Below are 20,166 nucleotides of genomic sequence, written 5' to 3'. Positions count from 1 at the left end.
CTCACTGGTGTCCCGAATCCCCCGGTTGTGCAGATACCGGTTGGACTGCGCCTGATAGATCGCGTTCATCGGCCCGATCCCCATCGACACCGTCGGGAACTCCCAGAACTCCGGCATCAACCGCGGATGCGGATACGAAGACAACGCATGCCCGGCCTTGGACTTCTCCTGCCGGAACCCGTCCAGATCCTCCTCCGACAACCGGCCCTCCAGGAACGCCCGCGCATACATCCCCGGCGACGCGTGACCCTGGAAAAACACCTGATCCCCACCACTGGGGTGATCCTTACCCTTGAAGAAATGATTGAACCCCACCTCATACAGGGTCGCCGCCCCCGCATACGTGGAAATATGACCGCCCACACCAATCTCCGGCCGCTGCGAACGATGCACCATCACCGCCGCGTTCCACCGCATCCACGCCCGGAACTTCCGCTCGATCTCCTCATCCCCCGGGAACTCAGGCTCCTCATCAACCGGGATGGTATTCACATAATCAGTCGTCAAAACACTGGGAAGACCCACCGACCGGCCACCGGCACGCGCCAACAAACGACCCAACACCTCACGGGCACGCTCAGAACCACGCACATCAACCAGCTGATCAAACGACTCAACCCACTCAGCCGTCTCCTCCGGATCCGAATCCACAGAACCCGCACCCACAATCCCCTGATCAGCAACCATGCCAAACCTCGTTTCCTGAGCGGCCGGTACCCGCTCGATTTCATGACCACCCGGCAACGCTCCCTCGCGATGCCAACGGCGGTGAATGATCGTCGTTAATGGCGGATTTCGCCATGCGGAACTATTATTCCATTACTATAGCGGGGAGGACTGCAAAAATGGGAAAACCAACTAGAGAGGTGTGCCAAAACGTCATGAACCAGCCCCCCAACCACCCTCGCGTCGCCGTCGTCACCGGAGCAGGCTCCGGTATCGGACAGGCGGTGGCGCGGCAGCTCCTCGAAGCGGGGTGGGCAGTTACCCTTACCGGGCGTCGCCTGGAACCACTGGAAAACACCGCCGGCGGGCGGGGGTTGGCCCATTCGGTGCCGGCGGACATCAGCCGGCACGACGACGTCGTCCACCTCTTCGATCAGGTCCGCGAGCGCTGGGGCAGGCTTGATCTGCTGTTCAACAACGCCGGCACCTACGGCCCGGCGGGCGCCGTCGACGAGATCAGCCCGGAGGACTGGTCCGCCACCGTGGCAACCAATCTCACGGGCTCATTCCTGTGCGCGGCGGAAGCCTTCCGCATGATGAGGCATCAGGATCCGCAGGGCGGCCGGATCATCAACAACGGCTCCATCGCGGCGCATTCCCCGCGGCCCCGCTCCGTGGCATACACAGCAACCAAGCACGCCATCACGGGGCTGACCAAGTCGATTGAGCTCGACGGCCGGCCCTACGGCATCACCTGCGGCCAGATCGACATCGGCAACACCTCCACAGCCCTCATGGACACGCTCGGCGTGGATGCCGGAGCGCTGCAGGCGGACGGCACACGCCGGGTGGAGCCGACCTTCCCCGTGGAGGAAGCAGCGCGGACGGTTCTGCACATGGCCGAGCTGCCGGCGTCGGCCAGTATCGGTACCGTGGTGATGACGGCCAGCGGCATGCCCTTCATCGGCCGCGGCTAGGTCCCCGCATGCAAGAGGCCCCTCGATTCCAGGAACGAGGGGCCTCTTGCGCCGTGTCTCTCAGCTGTACCAGAACCAGTGCGGAGGGCTCCACATCGGCGGCACCTGATGTCCGTTGAATGATCCGCAGACAGAGCAGGAGTAGCTGACGCTGGCAGCAAGGAGATCCCGCGCTTCAGAAGAGACGCGGGCTGGAACAAAGTCCTCGTAGATCAGGAACTCGTCGGTGTTGCACCGTTCACACCAGGGCAGAGCGCCATCCCGCTCTGCCAGTTGGCCCGTCGAGGGCAGCGTGGAACTTCGATGGTCCGGATTGATAATCGTCATTGGTCTGTCACCGTCCAACCGCAATAAACTACTCAGGGGTAACTACTAAGCGCGCTTAGTTAAGGTTTAATAACAATACCGTTTGAATGCTAATTAGGGAAGCTACTAGTAACGAAAAGCAACCGCATTGGCAGAATGGGGACATGACCCGACCGCGCTCCCGTACCTCCCGGACCCTCCCCGAAAGCGAGGCCCGGCCCCTCGCTCGCACGCTCGCCGAAAACCGCGATGTCACCGTCTTTGTCGACGGCACGGCGGTGAAGGTCCCAGACGAGGCGAGGGACGCCGTCGTCGACCTTCTACAGCGGCTTGCCGCAGGTGATGCCGTCACAGTGTCCTCCGTTGCGGAGACGCTGACCACCTCGCAGGCCGCCGAGGCGGCGGGCATCTCCCACACCTATCTCCGGAACCTGACCGACGCCGGTGTGATCCCCGTCGAATACCGCGGGACCCATCGGCGCATCCGGAAGGACGCAATCGACGCCTGGCTTGCCGCCCAGAAGAGGTCAGATGCGGGGACGGTGTGACCAGCGCCGCGCCTTGAGCGCCAGGTGCAGTTCGAGCCGGACCGCGCCGCTCAGCGGATCGGCCCCGATCACCGACCGTACCCTGGCCAACCGGTTGTAGACGCTGCTGCGGTGCAGGTGGAGCTGCTGCGCCACATCCTGGACCGAACCGTTCTTGTCGAACAGAAGCTCCAGGACCGGCAGCAGCTCATTGCTCCGGTCATACTCCAGAAGCTCTGTGAAGAAGACCGAACGCGGCGAAGATGCCTGCCAGCCGGCGCCCGCCAGAAACTGGTACGCCCCGATCGACCTGAACTCCACAGCGTCCCCGAGCTGCGGATCAACGGCGGCTGCCTGCACCGCCGCCCGCGCCTGTACGTACGCGCCCGCCAGCCCCTCCGGCGCGGCGAAGGGTTCACTGGCACCGCAGATGAGCGGCACATTCGCCGCGCCTGTCACCGCGGCCAGTCGCTCACCATAACGACGCCGGATCACCGCCAGCTCAGCCTGCCCTGCATCGTGGCGCACCAGCAGGACGGAGTGCGTCGATTCGCCGGCACTGAAGACGACGGCGTCGGCCCCCACCGTTGCCTGAAGGGCTGCGGTGCGGCGGGCCAGCGTGCCGTCCCCGGCGGCGGCAGAGCGCCCCGGAACCGGGCCGTCGAACAGCACCTCGCAGTGCCACGGCGCGGTGCCGTCCAGCTCCGGCCAGCCGGCGCACTCCTCCAGCGCCTGGCGGTCGCCTCCCGCCGCGGCGAGGAAGGCCGCCTCCCGGCGGGTGCGGTGTTCTGATCCGGCGGTGTTGTCTTCCAGGAGCAGCGNCCTCCAGCGCCTGGCGGTCGCCTCCCGCCGCGGCGAGGAAGGCCGCCTCCCGGCGGGTGCGGTGTTCTGATCCGGCGGTGTTGTCTTCCAGGAGCAGCGCCGCCAGCCTGTCAATATCGGCACGCACCCCGGGAAGCTGCTCCAGAATGTGCGCGGCGGTATCTTCACCGGAATCCTGCTGCACCCAGAGGTACCCCACCCGGAAACCGCGCACCAGCAGCGGCACACACACCCGCCCCAACATTCCAAGTTCTGCATTGGCCGGGACCGCAACGGGCCGCACCGCCGTCGCGATTCCATGCTGAAGCTGCCAGTCGCTCACATCCGCCGGGACCTTCTTGCTCAGCAGGAAGTTGACGCGCACCCGGTCTGCGGACGACTGGTGACTGCTGTAGGCGAGGAGCATGCCGTCAAGATCCTCCAGCGAGAGCCCGCGCCCCAGCCGTGCGGCAATCCGCTCGACTTCACGCTCCACCTGGGTTGTCTGCACCACCTCATCCTAGGACCGCAGCGACGACATTTGGCGCCGCACCACTCGACAAATGTCGACTGGCTCCTGGGAGCAACCCGTGCTAGTGACTCCAGTCACACCTTCGGTTCTTGCGCGTGCCCACGCGGAACGCAGCGGAAACGACGGCGAGGCCACCCGCCGTCGTCGTTCCGCCTTTCTGGAGCAGAAATTTTCGGCCCTGTCCGGGCGGAAGAAGCGCTCGTATCCTTGAGGAACACAGGCCACAAACCCCACCGGCCGTCCTGAGCCAACCTGAGAGCAAACGGAGAATCCCGTGATCATCGGCGTCCCCAAAGAAGTGAAGAACAACGAGTTCCGCGTGGCCATCACGGCCTCCGGCGTGCATGAGTTCCGCACCCACGGTCATACCGTCCTCGTGGAGCGCTCGGCAGGCGTCGGGTCGAACATCACCGATGAAGAGTACGTTGCGGCCGGCGCGGAGATCGTGGACGACGCCGACGACGTGTGGGCGCGCGCCGACATGGTCATGAAGGTGAAGGAACCCATCGCCGAGGAGTACCATCGCTTCCGGGCCGGTTTGATCCTCTTCACCTATCTGCACCTCGCCGCGGAGCCGAAGCTGACCCATGCGCTGATGGAGTCCGGCGTCACCGCCATCGCCTACGAGACCGTGCAGGACGGGCGGGCGCTCCCCCTGCTGGCTCCGATGTCCGAGGTGGCCGGCCGGCTGTCCGTCCAGGTCGGTGCACAGGTCATGACCGCCCCGGCCGGGGGCCCTGGCCTGCTCCTCGGCGGCGTCCCCGGTGTCCGTCCGGCGAAGGTTGTGGTGCTCGGTGCAGGCGTTGCCGGCACAAACGCCACGGCCATGGCGGTCGGAACCGGCGCGGACGTCACCGTCCTCGACATCAACATCGCGCGGCTGCGTGAACTGGACGCCCAGTACGCGGGACGGATCCGGACCATCGCGTCCAATGCCTTCGAAATCGAGCGGGCGGTGCTGGACGCCGACCTGGTCATCGGCTCGGTCCTGATCCCGGGCGCCAAAGCGCCCAAGCTCGTCACCAATGAGATGGTTGCCCGCATGAAACCCGGCAGTGTGCTGGTGGACATTGCGGTGGACCAGGGCGGCTGCTTCGAGGACTCGCACGTCACCACGCACGAGGACCCCACGTTCACCGTCCACCAGTCGCTGTTCTACTGCGTGGGCAACATGCCCGGCGCCGTACCGAACACCTCCACCTACGCGCTCACCAACGTCACGCTGCGCTACGCGGTGGCGCTGGCGGACCTGGGTGTGCGCGGCGCCTTCGAAGCGATTCCTGCGCTGGCTCACGGCCTCAACATTGCAGACGGCGCGGTCGCCCACCACTCTGTGTCCGAGGCGCACAACCTGGAACTTACCGAGGACTGGCGCCGGCTCGTCTAGAAGGCGTGCGCGGCCTCGATGATCCGCTGGGCGCGGAGGCTGTCCGCCGGGTCAACGGGCACGGGTGCCCCGTCCTGGATCGCCGCTGCCAGGAGCTCATAGAAGGCGGGGTAATTGCCGTTCTCCGTGGGCAGCCGCGTTGACTCCTGATCAAACCCGAGCAGACCCCAGGCGAGCTTGTCCTCGACGCCGTAACCGGGATCCGTGGGAAGCATTCCGGCGTCAACCGCCGCCTCCTGCACATCGGCGCCCCACTTCGTGTAGGCCGACTCCGATCCCGTCACCCGGAACCGCGGCGCGGCCTGCGGGGCCAGCGCATTCATCCACAGATGGCTGATCACTCCGGAAGCATGCCGCAGGGCAAGGAAGGCGTCATCGTCGGGCCCTCCGGTTTCCCGGTGAGCAGCGCGCTCCACGTGCACAAGTTCAGCGTCCCCGAAGAGCTGCAGCGCCTGGTCGATCAGGTGCGGACCGAGGTCGTAGAGGATTCCGCCGCCTTCATCCGCGCTGCTGGTGGCCTTCCACGGCTTGGTGACCAGGGGCTTGTAGCTTTCCATGCGGGACTCGAACCGGCGCACGGTGCCGAGCGTGCCCTCGGCGAGGAGTTTGCGTACCGTGAGGAAGTCGCCGTCCCAGCGCCTGTTCTGGAAGACGGTCAGCAGTTGACCCTCTTCGCGGGCGATGCTGATCAGCCTCTCCCCGTCCGCTGAATCCACCACGAAGGGCTTGTCGACGACGACGGCGGCACCTCCCCTGAGAGCCCGCTCGGCCAGCGGCGCGTGGGTAGCCGGCGGCGTACTGACCACCACGAGGTCCAGCCGGTCCAGCTGCTGCTCCAGCTCATCGGCGCTTCGGACGATCCGCGCCTCGGGATACTGTGCCTCCACCTGCGCAATGCGGTCATCATTGGCGGTCACCACAACCTCCAGGGCATACCGCGGGTTGGCACTGATGAACGGCGCGTGGAAGACGCGCCCGCCTAACCCGAATCCGACGACGGCTGTCCTGATGTGCTCCATGCTCCAACCCTAGGACCGCGATCGAGGCGGAGGTGTCAGCCGTGGGCTGAATTGTCGATATTTCGACGGGACGCCGCCATACTATAATTCTTGATCGGTCAAGCAGCGGCCACGAATTCCTCGCACCCAAGGGACCCTGACATGGCCGCTGCTCAAGACAACACTGCGCAATCGACCCCTGAATCGGGCGTTGACCTGCCCGCACCGATCCTCTCCCCCGCTGCTTCCGGAATGAATGACGACGCCGGTGCACCGGTGGATACCCACTCCACCCGACTGATGCTCACCACTGCGGCGCACTTTGTTCAGCAGCACCTGCACTCCGAGTTGGCCGAGCTGGGGTTGACTCCCCTCGACCTGTCTGTCCTGAGCGGGCTCGCCGAACACCCCGGTGCCGCGGTTTCCGACGTTGCAGCCCAGTGCCTCCTGTCCGAGTCCACCGTTGAGCGCTCCCTCGCCGAACTGGCGCAGCTGGGCTATGTGGTGGCGGAGAACGGCAGGCACACCATCTCGGCCGACGGCAGCAGGGCTCTTACCGACGCCCGGGCGCTTGAGGATGAGCTCTTCGCCGAAAAGAGCACCACGCTTCGGATGGAACTCAGCTCCCTCATCAACCGGCTTCGTGAGGGCGGGGTCCTGGATCCGAAGTAGCGGAGTCCCGCGCCGGCAGAGCCGGCACCCCTTCATCTGAACGCGAAAGCCCGGACCGGCCACGGTCCGGGCTTTGTACTCCCGTTATGCGCGGGGTTGAGGCTAGTGCCAGAGGCTGTCAGCCCAGGCGGCGTCCCGAAGGTAGTCCCGGGCAGCCCCCACTTCCCAAAGCTCTCCCTGCGAGGCGAGTACCCCCATCCCCCGGAGATCCTCCACGGTGTCCGGGGAACAGCCCAGGGCAACGCTCAAATCGAATGCGTCAGCGGCAAGGATGACATCTTTGTTGTGGGCCATGCTGCACTTTCCTTTCCTCGTCCTGGGTGGCGACGATCGAGCGGGACGTAGTCAGTTTCGGTTGAACAGGGCGCGTTCGCGGTCAACGCTCCAGGTGCGGGCGTACAAACCGAGTACGGCTTCCTCGCGGGCGCTGAAACCGAGGCGGTTCAGCGTCATGTGTGCCTGGTGCACGGTGAGGTGCTGGGCGCTGCGGCTCACGCGCGCCTTGTCGGCGCGGTACAGATAGGTGTCAATGGAGCGGCACCAGCGGCGCCGCCAGTTATGGACTGCGGATTCCGCTGCCGTTGCCGCCATCAGGCTCTGGAATGCCGGCACCTTCGCGTTGACCTGGTTGGTCATGGCTTCGCGGACTGCGGCACCGCGTGGCCCAAGATCCGGGGTGCAGGTCTTCAGGTGGCTGTCCCAGTAGTAGTCCCAGGAGATGCGCCGCCGGTCAGCCCAGCTGGCTGACCGTGAGCCCTTCATCATGCTCCGTGCGGAATCAAACAGGACAAGAGCGGCGAACGCGGACCGGCTGTGCATCCTGGCGAAGCGCTGCGTTCCCCAGGCGGCCAGCTCGGAGGAGAGTTCAAAGACTTCCTCAGCGAGCTGCAGGCCTTCCACTCCCCCGTACTTGAAAAGCTCGGCTTCCAGCTGGGGATCAGCTTCCTCGATGCCGCGGAGGTAATAGCCGCTGGCTGCAGGCGTGGAAACCGATTGGCGGGAAGGCAGGGCGGACAGCGCGCCGCCGGAACGCTTCAGCAGAACCTGATGGACCGTCTGCAGCCGTTCGATGGTGGTGGGCGGTGCGAGGATGTGCAGGCGTACCTGAACGGAAGAAGATGGCTCCACACTCCGCGTGTAGAACCATCTTCCGGCCCGCAGTACCTGAGCCTGCGCCGCCAGCGGGGTAACCAGGTCTCCAATGATGCCGTCCGCTACATCGGAGCCGCCTGCATGAGTGGTGAGATGCCACCATTGAGCGCTGAGTGCTGTTCGTGAGGCGGTTCGAACTGCTGTCAGCTGACTCATGGCATCCTCCTTCGGGCTCATGGTTACCCCCGCTGGGGCGAGTCTTTATGTGTATTCAGGTCCGATCACGAATCCTGAATTGTCCTGAAGGTGGGTCTTACTTGGGCCAGTCCCAGCTTGCCGTCACGGTCTTCGGCCAGTCCCAGCTTGCTGCTCCAACTGCCGGGGTTGCCGGTGCCAGAGCTGCTGCTGCGACCAGGAGGCCTGCGGCTGCGCCGATGATCTTCTTCACTGGACGTTCCCTTCCCTCAGGTTGCGTGTGACGCGATCCCGCTCGCCGTCGAGCCGGTGAGTCCAGCATGTGCGGACCGCCTTGAGCTTGTCCAGCTGAGGGGACGCCCTATTCAGGACATGACCAGATGAGGACAAGTGCACGCTCGGCACCCCTTCAGGGGTGCCGGACCAAGGCCCTGGATGTCCGGTATTCCCGCGGAATTCGAGACCGCTTCAGGGCATGGAGGCGCGCCTCCGGACCGATGTCATTAAGCTGACATGTCATGTTTTTACAGTCGCAATTTTCGGTCATTTGGGGGCGGACGACGGCCCGCAGAGCTAAGCCGGGCACCGGGTCTGTAGGCTACCCATAGAAAGCGCGGCCAGCGGAAAGGACTCCGGATGCTCGACGGCATATCGATTGAGCTCTACCGCTATGCCGTTGGCAACCCGGGATGGACAACGTCCGAGGCCTCCGAGGCGCTTGGATACACCCTACGGGAGATCAACGCGGCGATGGAAGTGCTCGTGGAGCGCAGATTGCTGAGCGAACAGGACGCTTCCGCCCACGCGTACGTCGCCGTTTCACCCGACGTGGCGCTGGCCGACCTTGTTGATGCGGACGAGCGCGCGGTACAGGACCTGCGGGCCCGGATCAGTGCACGACGGCGGGAGCTCTCCACCCTTGTGCCGACCTACCTTGAGGCGCGGAAGAGTGTCATCACGAGTTCCTCCGTGGAGACGCTGGAGGACCCGCACCTGATCCATCGGGTGCTGATCGACTACGGCAGGGACGTCACCGAGAAGGTGCTTATTGCACAGCCGGGCCAGGGTTCCACCGCGGACGTGCAGGAAGAGAATGTCCGCAAGGACCTGGAGCTGTTGAGCCAGGGCGTTGAGCGCAAAACCCTGTATGACATCAGCACCCGCGATCACGTGCCCACGCGAAAGGCTGTGGCCGCGATCACCGCCGGCGGGGGCCGGTTCGGCGCCCTTCCTCGTGTGCCGCTCCGCATGCTGATCTTCGACCGGAAGCTCGCCCTGGTTGCCCGCCAGCTGCGGCATGATGACAAGGCGGCGCTGGTGGTGCGGGATCCGCACCTGATCCACATCTTCACGCAGCTTTTCGAATTCGCCTGGGAACTCAGTGAGCCGTTCCTGGTCGATGAGCCCAGTCCTTCCCCGCTCAACAGTACGCAGCAGGCCATTCTCAAGGGACTCGCGGCCGGCTATTCGGACGAGGTGATCGCGCGGCGCCTGGATATCAATGTGCGGACCTGCCGGCGCCATATTGCCTGGATGCTCGAGACCCTGCACGCTGACAGCCGGTTCCAGGCTGGCATCAAAGCCCACCAGGCCGGGTGGATTTAGGAAACTTCTGTTGCCTATCAGTGAACGGGTCCTCTAGACTCGTCGCGTGACTTCCCAGGATGAACTGAACTCGACGCTTCTGCCCGCCGAAACCGAAGTTGCCCTTGAGCGGGCCGCGGAATCAGCTCACCGCCACGAGCTCCTGTTCTCGGAACGGGCCGCGAATATCAAGCAGTCCGCCGTCCGCGACGTTTTTGACATCTCCATCAGGCCCGGGCTGGTTTCGCTGGCCGGCGGGAGTCCATACCTGAAGTCGCTGCCCCTGCAGGAACTGGGAGTCACTGCCGGGAAAATCGTCGCCGAGCATGGACTGGAGGCCCTCCAGTACGGCGGCGGCCAGGGAATGGAACAGCTCCGCCGGCAGATCTGCGAGGTGATGGCCGCCGAAGGGATCATGGACGCGGATCCGGCGGATATCGTCATCACCACCGGCTCGCAGTCGGCGCAGGACGTCGCCGCCAAGGTGTTCTGCGACCCCGGTGACGTCATCCTCTGCGAAGACCCGACCTACGTCGGTGCCCTGAACACCTTCGAGGCCTACCAGGTGGACGTTCAGGCCATCGAGATGGACGAGCAGGGACTGGTACCGGAGAAGCTTGAGCAGCGCATCGCGGAACTGCTCGCCGAGGGCCGGCGGATCAAGCTGCTGTACACGATTCCCAGCTTCAACAACCCCAGCGGCATCACGATGGCGGTGGACCGGCGCCAGCGGATCGTGGAGATCTGCCGCGCCCACAACATCCTGGTCCTGGAGGACAACCCGTACGGCCTGCTGCGCTTCGACGGACACCCGCTGCCGCCGATGCGCGCAGACAACCCGGACGACGTGATTTACCTCGGCTCGTTCTCGAAGATTTTCGCGCCGGGTGTCCGGCTGGGCTGGGCACTGGTCCCCCGCCATCTCCACCGCCGCTTCTACCTCGCCTGCGAAGCTGTAGTGCTCTGCCCGTCGCCGCTCACGCAGATGCTGGTCTCCGCCTACCTCAGCGAGTACGACTGGAAGGGCCACCTCGCCAACACCCGCGCGCTGTACAGCGAACGCTGTTCCACCATGCTGGGCGCCCTCGCCGAGCACCTGCCCGAGGGCGCCTCCTGGACCACGCCGGACGGCGGCTTCTTTGTGTGGGTTACACTGCCGGACGGCGTGGACACCTACCCGCTGCTCTACCAGGCCATTGATGCCGGCGTCGTGTTCATTCCGGGAGCCGCCTTCACCCCGTCGGACGAGCCGTCCAACAAGCTGCGCCTGGCTTTCAGCGCCGTCGCACCGGAAGACATCGAAGAGGGCATCCGCCGCCTGGCGCCCATCCTGAAGACCGCCATCGCCGAGAGCGCCTGACCGACGACGACGGCGCGGGGCCGGGCCGGCGCGCCGGCTCAGTCGAGCAGCAGGGCCGGCTCCTCGAGGATTGACGCGACGTCGGCCATGAACCGCGCGCTCAGATCCCCGTCGACCACGCGGTGGTCGAATGAGCCGCCGAGCGTGGTGATCCAGCGGGGAATCACCTCGCCGTCGAGCACCCAGGGCTTCTGCTTGATGGTCCCGAAGGCAACGATGGCCACCTCGCCGGGATTGATGATCGGGGTTCCGGTGTCGATCCCGAGGGCGCCGATGTTGGTGACGGTGAGGGTGCCTCCCTGCATCTCAGCGGGCTGGGTTTTGCCCGCCCGCGCGCGCGACGCCAGATCATTCAGCGCCAGCGCAAGCTCCTTGAGGGAGAGGTCCTGGGCGTCCTTGATGTTCGGGACCATGAGCCCGCGCGGGGTCGCAGCCGCAATGCCGAGGTTCATGAAGTGCTTGACCAGTATTTCCTGGTCCGTCCACGTGGCATTGACCGAAGGGTTGCGCGCCGCCGCCCAGATGACCGCCTTTGCGAGGATCAGCAGCGGCGACACCCTGATGCCCTCGAAATCCCGGGAAGCTTTCAGCCGCTTCACGAATTCCATGGTCCGGGAGGCGTCGACGTCCACGAAGATGCTGACGTGCGGCGCGGAGAAGGCGCTCTCAACCATGGCCCGCGCGGTGGCCTTGCGGACCCCCTTCACCGGGATGCGCTCGATCCGCTCGTCCTGCGGCCGCGTTGCCGCACCCCAGAACGACGGCGCGTGGTCCTGCTCCGCGTCCCGCTGCGCCTGATAGCTCATCAGGTCCTGTTTGGTGACCTCCCCGGAGCCCCCGGTTGCCGGGACGTCGGCCAGATCGATTCCGAGGTCGCGAGCCGCCTTGCGGACCGGTGGCTTCGCCAGCGCGCGTCGCGAGGCGCCGGACGCTGCTGCGGGAGTCCGGGCGGACGGCACGTCGGTGACGTGCGCGGTTGCGGGGGCAGGCGCCGTCGTCGTCGTGGGTTGTGCCGGTGCGGTGCCGGAGGGGCGGCCGGTGCGTGGCCTGCGACGGGAGGAATCGGCCTTGGGCCCGGTGCCCACGAGCGGCGCGCCGGCGTCGGAGGATGCCGGTGCAGGCGGCGGCGGCGTCACGAGCTCGCCGGGCACGTGCGCGGCAGCCGGCGGGTTCTCCACCGGAGTGCCTGAATCCTCGAGGGGGGTGTCCGAGACCGAGATGATCGGTGTTCCGACCTCCACGGTTTCGCCTTCCTGAACCAGCAGCTCGGCGACCACGCCTGCGTAGGGTGACGGGAGTTCGACGAGCGACTTGGCCGTCTCGATCTCGACGATGACATCATTCACGGCAACGGTCGCCCCAGGTTGAACCTGCCACCGGACAATCTCGGCCTCCGTGAGTCCCTCGCCCACGTCGGGGAGGTTGAAGGTATTCAGCGTCATGGGAGTCCTTCTAGTAGGCGAGCACCGTGTCGAGCGAGTGCAGGATGCGGTCGAGGTCCGGCAGGTAGTGCTCCTCGGTGCGCGCGGTGGGGTACGGCAGATGGAACCCGCCTACCCGCGTTACCGGCGCTTCGAGGGACAGGAAGGCGCGCTCCGTGATCCGCGCGGCGATCTCCCCGCCGATGCCTCCGAAGGTGGGCGCCTCGTGGGCAACCAGCAGGCGCCCCGTCTTGAGCACGGAAGTGGTGACGGTGTCGAAGTCGATGGGCGAGATGGACCGCAGATCGATGACCTCGACGCTGGAGCCGTCTTCCGCGGCGGCGTTGGCGGCGGCGAGTGCAACGGGCACCAGCGGACCGTAGGCCACGATGGTGGCGTCGGTGCCTTCACGCAGCACCTCTGCCTGGAACGGGCTGGACGGGACCGCTGAGACGTCCACCTCGCCCTTGAGCCAGTAGCGGCGCTTCGGCTCGAAAACGATCACCGGGTCCGCGCAGGTGGCGGCCTGCTGGATCATCCAGTAGGCGTCATGGGCGTTGGACGGAGTGATGATACGCAGGCCCGCGGTGTGGGCGAACAATGCCTCCGGCGACTCCGAGTGGTGCTCCACGCTCCCGATCCCGCCGCCATAGGGAATCCGGATGACCACGGGCGCGGTCAGCAGCCCGTCGCTGCGGGTGTGGATCTTTGCCAGCTGCGTGGTGATCTGGTTGAAGGCGGGGAACACGAACCCGTCGAACTGGATCTCGCAGATGGGCCGGTAGCCCCGCAGCGCGAGTCCGATGGCGGTGCCGATGATGCCGGACTCGGCGAGCGGCGTATCGACAACGCGATCGGGTCCGAACTGTGCCTTGAGGCCCTCGGTGACGCGGTACACGCCGCCGAGGTCACCGATGTCCTCGCCCATGAGGAGCGCGGTCGGGTGGGTGTTCAGCGCGGCTCGAAGACCCTCGTTGATTGCCTTGGCTATGGTCATCACCGCCATCAGCGGGCACCTCCCTCGACGTCGAACCCGGCTTCGTAGTCCCGCCAGGCCTGCAGTTCCTCCTGGATGAGCGGGTGGGCCTCCGCGTAGGCGGTGGCGAACCGGTGCTCGAGCCCGGGTGCTTCCATGGAAAGGACAGCCGCACGCAGGTCGGCGGCGAGCTGCACCGATTCCTCCTCCAACTGCCGGAAGAAGTCGTCGCCGGTACCGGTGGCACGCAGGCGGTGTTCAACCCGCGTCAGGGGATCGCGCGACACCCACTGCTCCTCCTCCGCGGCGAGGCGGTACTTGGTTGGGTCATCCGCCGTGGTGTGGGCGCTCATCCGGTAGGTGAAAGCCTCGATCAGCACGGGCCCGCCACCGTTACGCGCACGGTCAAGCGCCCACCGCGTGACTGCCTGCACCGCCAGCACGTCATTGCCGTCCACCCGGATGCCCGGGAATCCGTAGCCGTGGGCGCGGTGGGCGAGCGGAACCCGCGACTGGACCTCCGTCGGCACCGAAATGGCCCAGTGGTTGTTCTGGCAGAAGAAGACGGCCGGTGCGTTGAAGGAGGCGGCGAACACCATGGCCTCGTGTACGTCGCCCTCAGAGCTTGCGCCGTCGCCGAAGTAGGCCATGGTGGCCGCCTTGGGCAGGGACTGCTCCGCGAGCTGGTCACGCTGCATGCCCATCGCGTATCCGACGGCGTGCAGGCACTGAGCGGCGAGTACCAGGGTGTAGAGGTGGAAGTTTGAATCCTTCGGATTCCAGCCGCCGTTGGTGACACCCCGGAACAGCTTGAGCAGGTCCGCCGGGGCCACGCCCCGGGCAACGGCAACGCCGTGCTCGCGGTAGGTGGGAAATGCATAATCCTGCGCCAGCATGGCGCGTGCAGAACCAATCTGGGCCGCTTCCTGGCCGCGCATGGGCACCCAGAGCGCAAGTTCACCCTGCCGCTGCAGCGCGGTGGATTCCTGGTCGAAACGCCTGATCAGGTACATGTCCCGGTAAAGCGCCGGCAACTCCTCTTCGGCGGCAGCGTAGCCCCGGAAGTCCGAGCCGCTCAGCTCACCCTCCGGGGTCAGCATCTGCACCATCCCGGAAGGATCGCGCGGGAATTCCGGCAGGTGGTGCGCGTCGAGTTGTTCCTCTGCATCGAACTCGGCTGCGGGCAGGCGGGGTGTTGCCATACTGTGGTTCCTCGCAGGTAATATTCCGTTGGCAGTATATGTAGGGCCTGTTCATGCACTAGGGTGCATGGGCAGTCTTACTAGAGTAACGACGGCGGCGCCCGCCACCTATTTGTGAAGCGTCAGGAAGTGCCGGGCCCCTTTGTGTAGCCCGCACACAGTTCAAGGAAACGGGAATTCGCCTCGGGTTCGCCGATACTCACCCGGATGCCCTCGACGCCGAATGCCCTGACGGAGAGTGCCTGCTGTTCGGCGAGCGCGGCGAACTCCGGCGTGTCCTCCCCCAGTGCGAGCCAGATGAAGTTTCCTTCGGCTTCCGGGATCCTCCAGCCCAGTTTCCTGAGCCCGCTCACCACCCGGGTGCGCTCATCCACGATGCTCTGTACGCGTTCCCGCACCTCATCGATATGGCGGAGTGACGTCACCGCTGCGTGTTCGGCTATCTGGGATACCGCGAAGGGTGTTGCGCTGACGCGAAGGTGCTGCGTCAGAACCGGTTGCGAGATTGAGTATCCGACGCGCAGCCCCGCGAGACCGTGCGCCTTCGAGAAGGTCCGGAGGACGATCACATTGTGGTAGTCGCGGTAGAGCTGAAGCCCCTCCACTGCATCAGGCTTCCTGACGAACTCCACGTAGGCCTCGTCCAGCACGATCACCACGTTGCGCGGCACGCGGTCGATGAAGTTCCGCACCTCAGGCTCCGTCAGCGCCGGGCCTGTGGGATTGTTGGGCGTGCAGAGCAGGATTACCCGGGTGCGGTCGGTGATTGCAGCGGCCATGGCATCGAGGTCGTGTGCCGAGTCCGGCAGCAGCGGAACCTGCACGCTCATGGCGCCTGCCAGTCCCACGCAGATGGGGTACGCCTCGAAGGAGCGCCAGGGATAGATGACCTCGTCAGGGGCGTCGAAATCGTTTTGCCCGGCAAAGGCAGCGAGGATCTGGTTGAGCGCGCCGAGGCTGCCGGCGCCGGTCACGATGTCCTCGGACGGAACCCCCAGAAATGCACCGAGTTCGGCGCGGAGAGTGGTGGTCATGGGGTCCGGGTACCGGTTGACGGCTGTCTGCCCGGCGATGGCTTCAAGCACGGCGGGTAGCGGCGGCAGCGGGTTCTCATTCGACGAGAGCTTGAAGCTTGCGAGTCCTTCGATTGCCTCCGGGGGTTTGCCCGCGGCATAGCGCGGCAGCCGGCCAAGCACGCTGCGCGGGTGGATGCGGGTGACCTCGTCCGCAGCAACATCGGTGTGGTGTTCGGGTGCACTCATGTCCACAAGCGTACTGGTCCCGCTCTCTCCGGCGGGCGCAGGCGATCCCCGGGATTTCCCTGTCCGACGAGGGGATTGTTGGCCCGCGTGTGACAGCATACTTACATGCTGAAGTTCATCGCGAGGGTTCTGATCAATGCGCTTGCCCTGTGGGTGGCGGCCTGGCTGCTGCCCGGCATCGACCTGGGCTCGGAGGCCGCCGTTGAGGCATCCGGCAATGACACGGTGGGGAATATTGCCTCCTACCTGTTCGTCGGTCTGATCTTCGGCATAGTGAACGCGCTCGTGAAGCCGGTGGTGTCCCTGCTCTCGCTTCCGTTGACCATTCTCACGCTCGGCCTCTTCACCATTGTGATCAACGCGGGCATGCTGATGCTCACGTCCTGGCTCACCTCGTTCACTCCGATCGGCTTCATTGTCGATGACTTCTTCTGGACCGCCATTCTGGGAGCCATCATCATCAGCCTTGTGTCACTTGTCGCGGGCACGATTACCGGCGCCAGGCGCTGAGGCCGCCGTCGCCCTCCGTTCGCCGACAGGTCCGGGCGCCTGCAGCGGATAGTGACTGACCTGAAACACATGGCGCCTCGCGGTCGATCCTGCAACAGCGGCGCCCACAGCGGCCGTCACCGGTGCGATCGAGGGGTGTGAGCTCAGGTCCACCGCCCGGGCGCCTTGCCGGTACTCCTCGATGTTGTGGGGGTCAGAGTCACCACCGGGCGGGTCCGTCACTTGGTGATCGAGCGTCACGAACACCTGATTGGGTCGGTCAGGAGGAGGAACCAGATTCAGCACCGGGACCCAGTCCTTCTCGTGGGCGAGGTGAAGGAAGCTGGTTTTCTTCGGAGCCGCCTCCTCGGTGACGGGTGAGCCGGCAGTCACCACTACATCCACCGAGTAGTTCTCACTCACCGGTCCGCTGTTCGCCAGATTCACCGCATGCATACCGCCCTGGCTATGCCCGACGAGCAGGACGCTTGCACCGCGCGGGGCACCCACTTCCGCGAGCGCTCCGGCCACCGCAACATTGACGTGCGCGCTGTCCTCGAACTTTGCCTCCAGGATCCCGTCTCCACTGAAGGGCAGTTTGGCGCGGGACCACTCCGTCCCGGGGATCACCACCACATAAGCCGGCCCCGATCGGCCTTCAACCTCGAGCACCTCGAACGATGACCCGGGCTCTTCCTGGGCGTGCCTCACCCGGGACAGGAGGCTGTCCACTGTGCCCTCAAACGGGATTGAATGGCTCTTGGTCTGCACCAGCACAAGCGGCCCGGAGGTCTGTGCTACCGAGGGCAAGAGATCGGCAACAAGACGGCCTACGTGGTTAGTGGTGAGGAGCTCAGCCAGCTCATACCGCCCCCGGCTGATCGTGATCCGGTCAGCCGTGTCCGTCAGGCTGGAACCGTCCTCGGAGAGCCGTTGGATACCGGCCTGGATACTCTGGGCAGCCGCCCAGCCCGCCGTGGTTGCGCTGGCCGCGGAAATAAGACCTGTGTCTCCCCGAACCGCCGAAAGCCGCATCTCGATACCGCTGACGCTCGCCCACACCCGGTGAAGCTCAGCGGCGGCAGCGCCGAGCGTCCGGACTCCGTTGTCCAACTCCTCCCACTGGAAGCGGATTCCACCCACACCGCCGATGACCTGTGAGATTCCCTCAGCGTCCGCAGGCAGAACAACCGGCCGCAGATCCGGATCGACGCTCATCCGCAGATTCCCCCCGCGTCTGCTGCGGACAGCGCTGCACCATAGGCGTCAAGCGAAACGGCCGCATCGCGGAGGCCGAAGGCCGTAACGCCGACAGCCTCGGCCCGCTCGGCAAGGTACGAGCGGAAGTTCCGGCCCGCAGGCGACTCCCAGTCGATTTCCATCGCGCCGCGGAGACGTTCGCGCACCGCTTCCACCGCTTCCGCTTCAAGCCGGAGCCGCCTCGCAAGTTCCCTCACCTCATCAGTGGACGCCTCTGCGGGCGATAGCGCCGTCGTCGTACTGGGGTGCATTGGCGCCCTCCTCACTCCGCTCTCAGTGCCTGCCCAAAACGGTAGGCGCGGAGCTGTGTTGTGAGGTGAGCGGGAGCTTCTATGTTGATATGTCGCCGCGAAGCCGCGCGTGTGGAGTAGCGGTGCTGGGACGTCAGCGCTCGGTGCCCGCCTACCACGCGGCACGCCTCCTGCAGGACCGCGAGCGCGCTGTTCACCAGTTCCGGCCCGATGCCGTCACCCGGCATGACGCAGAGCCGCAGCATTTCAGAGGCCGGGGTACTACCGGTGGACCCGGCGGGGGTGGACGCTGGTGCAGTGGACATTGCGACTCCGTGGTGAGGGTTCAGTGGCTTACCGGTGCTGTGTACGAGTGTATACAATCACTGCCCGGTTCTCTAGAATCAAAGTGATAGCAAGAAAAAATCGAAGGGATACCGATGAGTACCGTGGATACGTTCGGCGCCAAGAGCACGCTTGATGTCGCCGGAAACAAGTACGAGATCTTCCGGCTCGACGCTGTGGAGGGCTCCGCGCGCCTGCCCTACAGCCTCAAGATTTTGTTGGAGAACCTCCTGCGCACCGAGGACGGTGCAAACATCACCGCCGACCACATCCGCGCCCTGGCGCAGTGGGAAGCGGATTCCGAACCCAGCACCGAAATTCAGTTCACGCCGGCGCGGGTCCTCATGCAGGATTTCACCGGGGTGCCCTGCGTGGTGGACCTCGCCACCATGAGGGAGGCCGTCAGGGAACTCGGCGGCGATCCGACCCTGGTCAACCCGCTGGCACCGGCTGAGCTTGTAATCGACCATTCCGTCCAGATCGATTTCTTCGGGAATTCCGGCGCACTGGAACGAAACATCGAGATTGAGTACCAGCGCAACGGCGAGCGCTACCAGTTCCTGCGCTGGGGCCAGACGGCGTTCGATGACTTCAAGGTGGTTCCGCCCGGCATGGGCATCGTGCACCAGGTCAACATTGAGCACCTGGCGCGTACGGTGATGACCCGCGAAGTTGAAGCTGATGGAGCACGCGTGCTCCGCGCCTACCCGGACACCTGCGTCGGCACGGACTCCCACACCACCATGGTCAACGGCCTGGGCGTGCTGGGCTGGGGCGTCGGCGGCATCGAAGCCGAGGCGGCCATGCTGGGCCAGCCCGTATCCATGCTGATCCCGCGGGTTGTGGGCTTCAGGCTGACCGGCGGAATCCCGGCCGGCGCCACCGCAACCGACGTGGTCCTGACCATCACCGAGATGCTGCGCAAGCACGGCGTGGTCGGGAAGTTCGTCGAATTCTACGGAGAGGGCGTCGCTGAAGTTCCGCTGGCGAACCGCGCCACCATCGGCAACATGAGCCCCGAATTCGGATCGACCGCCGCGATCTTCCCGATCGATGAGGTCACGCTCGAATACCTGCGCCTCACGGGACGTCCGGAGGAATCGGTAGCGCTGGTGGAGCAGTATGCCAAGGAACAGGGGCTGTGGCACGACCCCTCAGAGGAAGTCACCTACTCCGAGTATCTGGAACTCGACCTGTCCACGGTGGTGCCCTCGATCGCCGGCCCCAAGCGCCCCCAGGACCGCGTGGACCTCACCAGCGCCAAGCGGCAGTTCCGGGCCGACCTCGAAGACTACGTTCACAAGAGCCTCGAGGAAGAAGGCGCAACCGTAAACGAAGCCCTTGAGGAGTCGTTCCCCGCATCGGACCCGCCCGCCTACTCCGAAACCGATACGCACACCAAAGACGCTGAGCACCACACCATCACCGGAACGGAGCCTGATTCGGACCGCGCCAGCAGCCCGGTCGACGTCGTCATGGCTGACGGTCGCTCCTTCGAGCTGGACCATGGCGCCGTGACCATCGCATCGATCACCTCCTGCACCAACACGTCCAACCCGTCCGTCATGATGGCGGCCGCGGTCCTGGCCCGTAACGCGGTTGAGAAGGGTTTGGCGTCAAAGCCCTGGGTCAAGACGTCTGTCGCTCCCGGGTCCAAGATCGTGACCGACTACTACGAGAAGTCCGGGCTCGTCCCCTACCTGGAGAAGCTCGGTTTCTACATCGTCGGTTATGGCTGTACCACCTGTATCGGCAACTCGGGACCGCTCGAGGAGGAGATCTCGCAGGCGATCCATGATGCCGACCTCGCCGTGGCGGCAGTCCTGTCCGGCAACCGCAACTTCGAAGGCCGCATCAACCCGGACATCAAGATGAACTACCTGG

21 protein-coding genes and 1 pseudogene are annotated in these 20,166 nt (G+C 65.3%); 8 read left to right on the top strand and 14 right to left on the bottom strand.

Going from position 1 to position 20,166, the window contains the following annotated elements; genetic code table 11:
* A pseudogene (locus tag X803_RS22645) lies at nucleotides 1-687 on the bottom strand (pyruvate dehydrogenase (acetyl-transferring), homodimeric type); the annotation flags it as partial.
* Nucleotides 688-881: 194 nt separating this feature from the next.
* On the opposite strand from X803_RS22645, the gene X803_RS0102955 reads away from it, so the two are divergent.
* On the top strand, nucleotides 882-1,643 hold the full coding sequence (locus X803_RS0102955; protein WP_026543964.1) for an SDR family oxidoreductase: 762 nt from the start codon (nucleotides 882-884) through the stop codon (nucleotides 1,641-1,643).
* Nucleotides 1,644-1,703: 60 nt separating this feature from the next.
* On the opposite strand, the gene X803_RS21730 is transcribed toward X803_RS0102955, so the two are convergent.
* Entirely contained in the window at nucleotides 1,704-1,970 is a 267-nt protein-coding gene (locus X803_RS21730) for a hypothetical protein (protein ID WP_090587297.1), read from the bottom strand.
* A gap of 143 nt (nucleotides 1,971-2,113) precedes the next feature.
* On the opposite strand from X803_RS21730, the gene X803_RS0102950 reads away from it, so the two are divergent.
* On the top strand, nucleotides 2,114-2,497 hold the full coding sequence (locus tag X803_RS0102950) for a helix-turn-helix domain-containing protein (protein ID WP_026543963.1): 384 nt from the start codon (nucleotides 2,114-2,116) through the stop codon (nucleotides 2,495-2,497).
* Here the strand turns inward: X803_RS0102950 and X803_RS17435 are convergent.
* Nucleotides 2,477-3,421: a PucR family transcriptional regulator gene (locus X803_RS17435; RefSeq protein ID WP_343299591.1), complete on the bottom strand. Its 945-nt coding sequence runs from the start codon at nucleotides 3,419-3,421 to the stop codon at nucleotides 2,477-2,479. The genes X803_RS0102950 and X803_RS17435 overlap by 21 nt on opposite strands.
* A 662-nt stretch (nucleotides 3,422-4,083) precedes the next feature.
* On the opposite strand from X803_RS17435, the gene ald reads away from it, so the two are divergent.
* Nucleotides 4,084-5,196 carry an alanine dehydrogenase gene (ald, locus tag X803_RS0102940; protein WP_026543962.1) on the top strand — a complete coding sequence of 371 codons (1,113 nt, stop codon included), beginning with the start codon at nucleotides 4,084-4,086 and terminating at the stop codon, nucleotides 5,194-5,196.
* Here ald and X803_RS0102935 read toward each other — a convergent pair.
* The gene (locus X803_RS0102935; protein ID WP_026543961.1) at nucleotides 5,193-6,215 is read right to left on the bottom strand and encodes a Gfo/Idh/MocA family protein; all 1,023 of its coding nucleotides are present in this window, start codon (nucleotides 6,213-6,215) and stop codon (nucleotides 5,193-5,195) included. The two genes, ald and X803_RS0102935, sit on opposite strands and share 4 nt — an antisense overlap.
* A 141-nt stretch (nucleotides 6,216-6,356) precedes the next feature.
* Here X803_RS0102935 and X803_RS0102930 point away from each other — a divergent pair, with 141 nt between their 5' ends.
* Nucleotides 6,357-6,866 (top strand): MarR family winged helix-turn-helix transcriptional regulator, encoded by a 510-nt coding sequence (locus X803_RS0102930; RefSeq protein ID WP_026543960.1) that lies wholly within the window; start codon nucleotides 6,357-6,359, stop codon nucleotides 6,864-6,866.
* 102 nt (nucleotides 6,867-6,968) lie between these two features.
* Here the strand turns inward: X803_RS0102930 and X803_RS0102925 are convergent, their stop codons facing one another.
* From X803_RS0102925 to X803_RS22915, 3 genes are all read right to left on the bottom strand, one after another.
* Nucleotides 6,969-7,160, bottom strand: coding sequence for a hypothetical protein (locus tag X803_RS0102925; RefSeq protein WP_026543959.1), 192 nt, complete (start codon nucleotides 7,158-7,160; stop codon nucleotides 6,969-6,971).
* Nucleotides 7,161-7,211: 51 nt separating this feature from the next.
* Nucleotides 7,212-8,174 (bottom strand): lantibiotic dehydratase C-terminal domain-containing protein, encoded by a 963-nt coding sequence (locus tag X803_RS0102920; RefSeq protein WP_026543958.1) that lies wholly within the window; start codon nucleotides 8,172-8,174, stop codon nucleotides 7,212-7,214.
* Between the two features lie 97 nt (nucleotides 8,175-8,271).
* On the bottom strand, nucleotides 8,272-8,406 hold the full coding sequence (locus X803_RS22915) for a hypothetical protein (RefSeq protein WP_275450934.1): 135 nt from the start codon (nucleotides 8,404-8,406) through the stop codon (nucleotides 8,272-8,274).
* Nucleotides 8,407-8,789: 383 nt separating this feature from the next.
* On the opposite strand from X803_RS22915, the gene X803_RS0102910 reads away from it, so the two are divergent.
* Both X803_RS0102910 and X803_RS0102905 read left to right on the top strand, forming a co-directional pair.
* Nucleotides 8,790-9,758, top strand: coding sequence for a helix-turn-helix transcriptional regulator (locus X803_RS0102910; RefSeq protein WP_026543957.1), 969 nt, complete (start codon nucleotides 8,790-8,792; stop codon nucleotides 9,756-9,758).
* Nucleotides 9,759-9,804: 46 nt separating this feature from the next.
* The gene (locus X803_RS0102905; protein WP_035777670.1) at nucleotides 9,805-11,097 is read left to right on the top strand and encodes an aminotransferase-like domain-containing protein; all 1,293 of its coding nucleotides are present in this window, start codon (nucleotides 9,805-9,807) and stop codon (nucleotides 11,095-11,097) included.
* A gap of 38 nt (nucleotides 11,098-11,135) precedes the next feature.
* Here X803_RS0102905 and X803_RS0102900 read toward each other — a convergent pair whose 3' ends face one another.
* The 4 genes from X803_RS0102900 to X803_RS0102885 form a co-directional block, all read right to left on the bottom strand.
* Nucleotides 11,136-12,539, bottom strand: a complete 1,404-nt coding sequence (locus X803_RS0102900; RefSeq protein ID WP_026543955.1) for a dihydrolipoamide acetyltransferase family protein — start codon at nucleotides 12,537-12,539, stop codon at nucleotides 11,136-11,138.
* A gap of 10 nt (nucleotides 12,540-12,549) precedes the next feature.
* On the bottom strand, nucleotides 12,550-13,524 hold the full coding sequence (locus tag X803_RS0102895) for an alpha-ketoacid dehydrogenase subunit beta (RefSeq protein ID WP_026543954.1): 975 nt from the start codon (nucleotides 13,522-13,524) through the stop codon (nucleotides 12,550-12,552).
* Nucleotides 13,524-14,696 (bottom strand): pyruvate dehydrogenase (acetyl-transferring) E1 component subunit alpha, encoded by a 1,173-nt coding sequence (gene pdhA, locus X803_RS0102890; RefSeq protein WP_026543953.1) that lies wholly within the window; start codon nucleotides 14,694-14,696, stop codon nucleotides 13,524-13,526. The genes X803_RS0102895 and pdhA overlap by 1 nt, the downstream gene beginning before the upstream one ends.
* 122 nt (nucleotides 14,697-14,818) lie before the next feature.
* Entirely contained in the window at nucleotides 14,819-15,958 is a 1,140-nt protein-coding gene (locus X803_RS0102885) for a histidinol-phosphate transaminase (RefSeq protein ID WP_026543952.1), read from the bottom strand.
* A 105-nt stretch (nucleotides 15,959-16,063) separates the two neighbouring features.
* Between X803_RS0102885 and X803_RS0102880 the strand changes: the two genes are divergently transcribed.
* Nucleotides 16,064-16,468 carry a phage holin family protein gene (locus tag X803_RS0102880; RefSeq protein ID WP_026543951.1) on the top strand — a complete coding sequence of 135 codons (405 nt, stop codon included), beginning with the start codon at nucleotides 16,064-16,066 and terminating at the stop codon, nucleotides 16,466-16,468.
* On the opposite strand, the gene X803_RS20890 is transcribed toward X803_RS0102880, so the two are convergent.
* Genes X803_RS20890 through X803_RS17425 form a run of 3 tightly spaced genes read right to left on the bottom strand, consistent with a single transcriptional unit; the run spans nucleotide 16,430 to nucleotide 18,263 of the window.
* Nucleotides 16,430-17,665, bottom strand: a complete 1,236-nt coding sequence (locus X803_RS20890) for a hypothetical protein (protein ID WP_051470390.1) — start codon at nucleotides 17,663-17,665, stop codon at nucleotides 16,430-16,432. The genes X803_RS0102880 and X803_RS20890 overlap by 39 nt on opposite strands.
* Entirely contained in the window at nucleotides 17,662-17,958 is a 297-nt protein-coding gene (locus X803_RS0102870; RefSeq protein ID WP_026543950.1) for a hypothetical protein, read from the bottom strand. The genes X803_RS20890 and X803_RS0102870 overlap by 4 nt, the downstream gene beginning before the upstream one ends.
* 11 nt (nucleotides 17,959-17,969) lie before the next feature.
* Nucleotides 17,970-18,263: a hypothetical protein gene (locus X803_RS17425; RefSeq protein WP_026543949.1), complete on the bottom strand. Its 294-nt coding sequence runs from the start codon at nucleotides 18,261-18,263 to the stop codon at nucleotides 17,970-17,972.
* Nucleotides 18,264-18,377: 114 nt separating this feature from the next.
* Here X803_RS17425 and acnA point away from each other — a divergent pair.
* Nucleotides 18,378-20,166: aconitate hydratase AcnA (acnA, locus tag X803_RS17420; RefSeq protein WP_035777667.1), on the top strand; the 1,789-nt coding region annotated here is incomplete at its 3' end.

It is taken from the genome of Arthrobacter sp. 35/47, from assembly GCF_000520475.1.
Taxonomy (GTDB): Bacteria; Actinomycetota; Actinomycetes; order Actinomycetales; family Micrococcaceae; genus Arthrobacter_D; species Arthrobacter_D subterraneus.
This window is presented reverse-complemented; position numbering and strand designations above follow the sequence as displayed.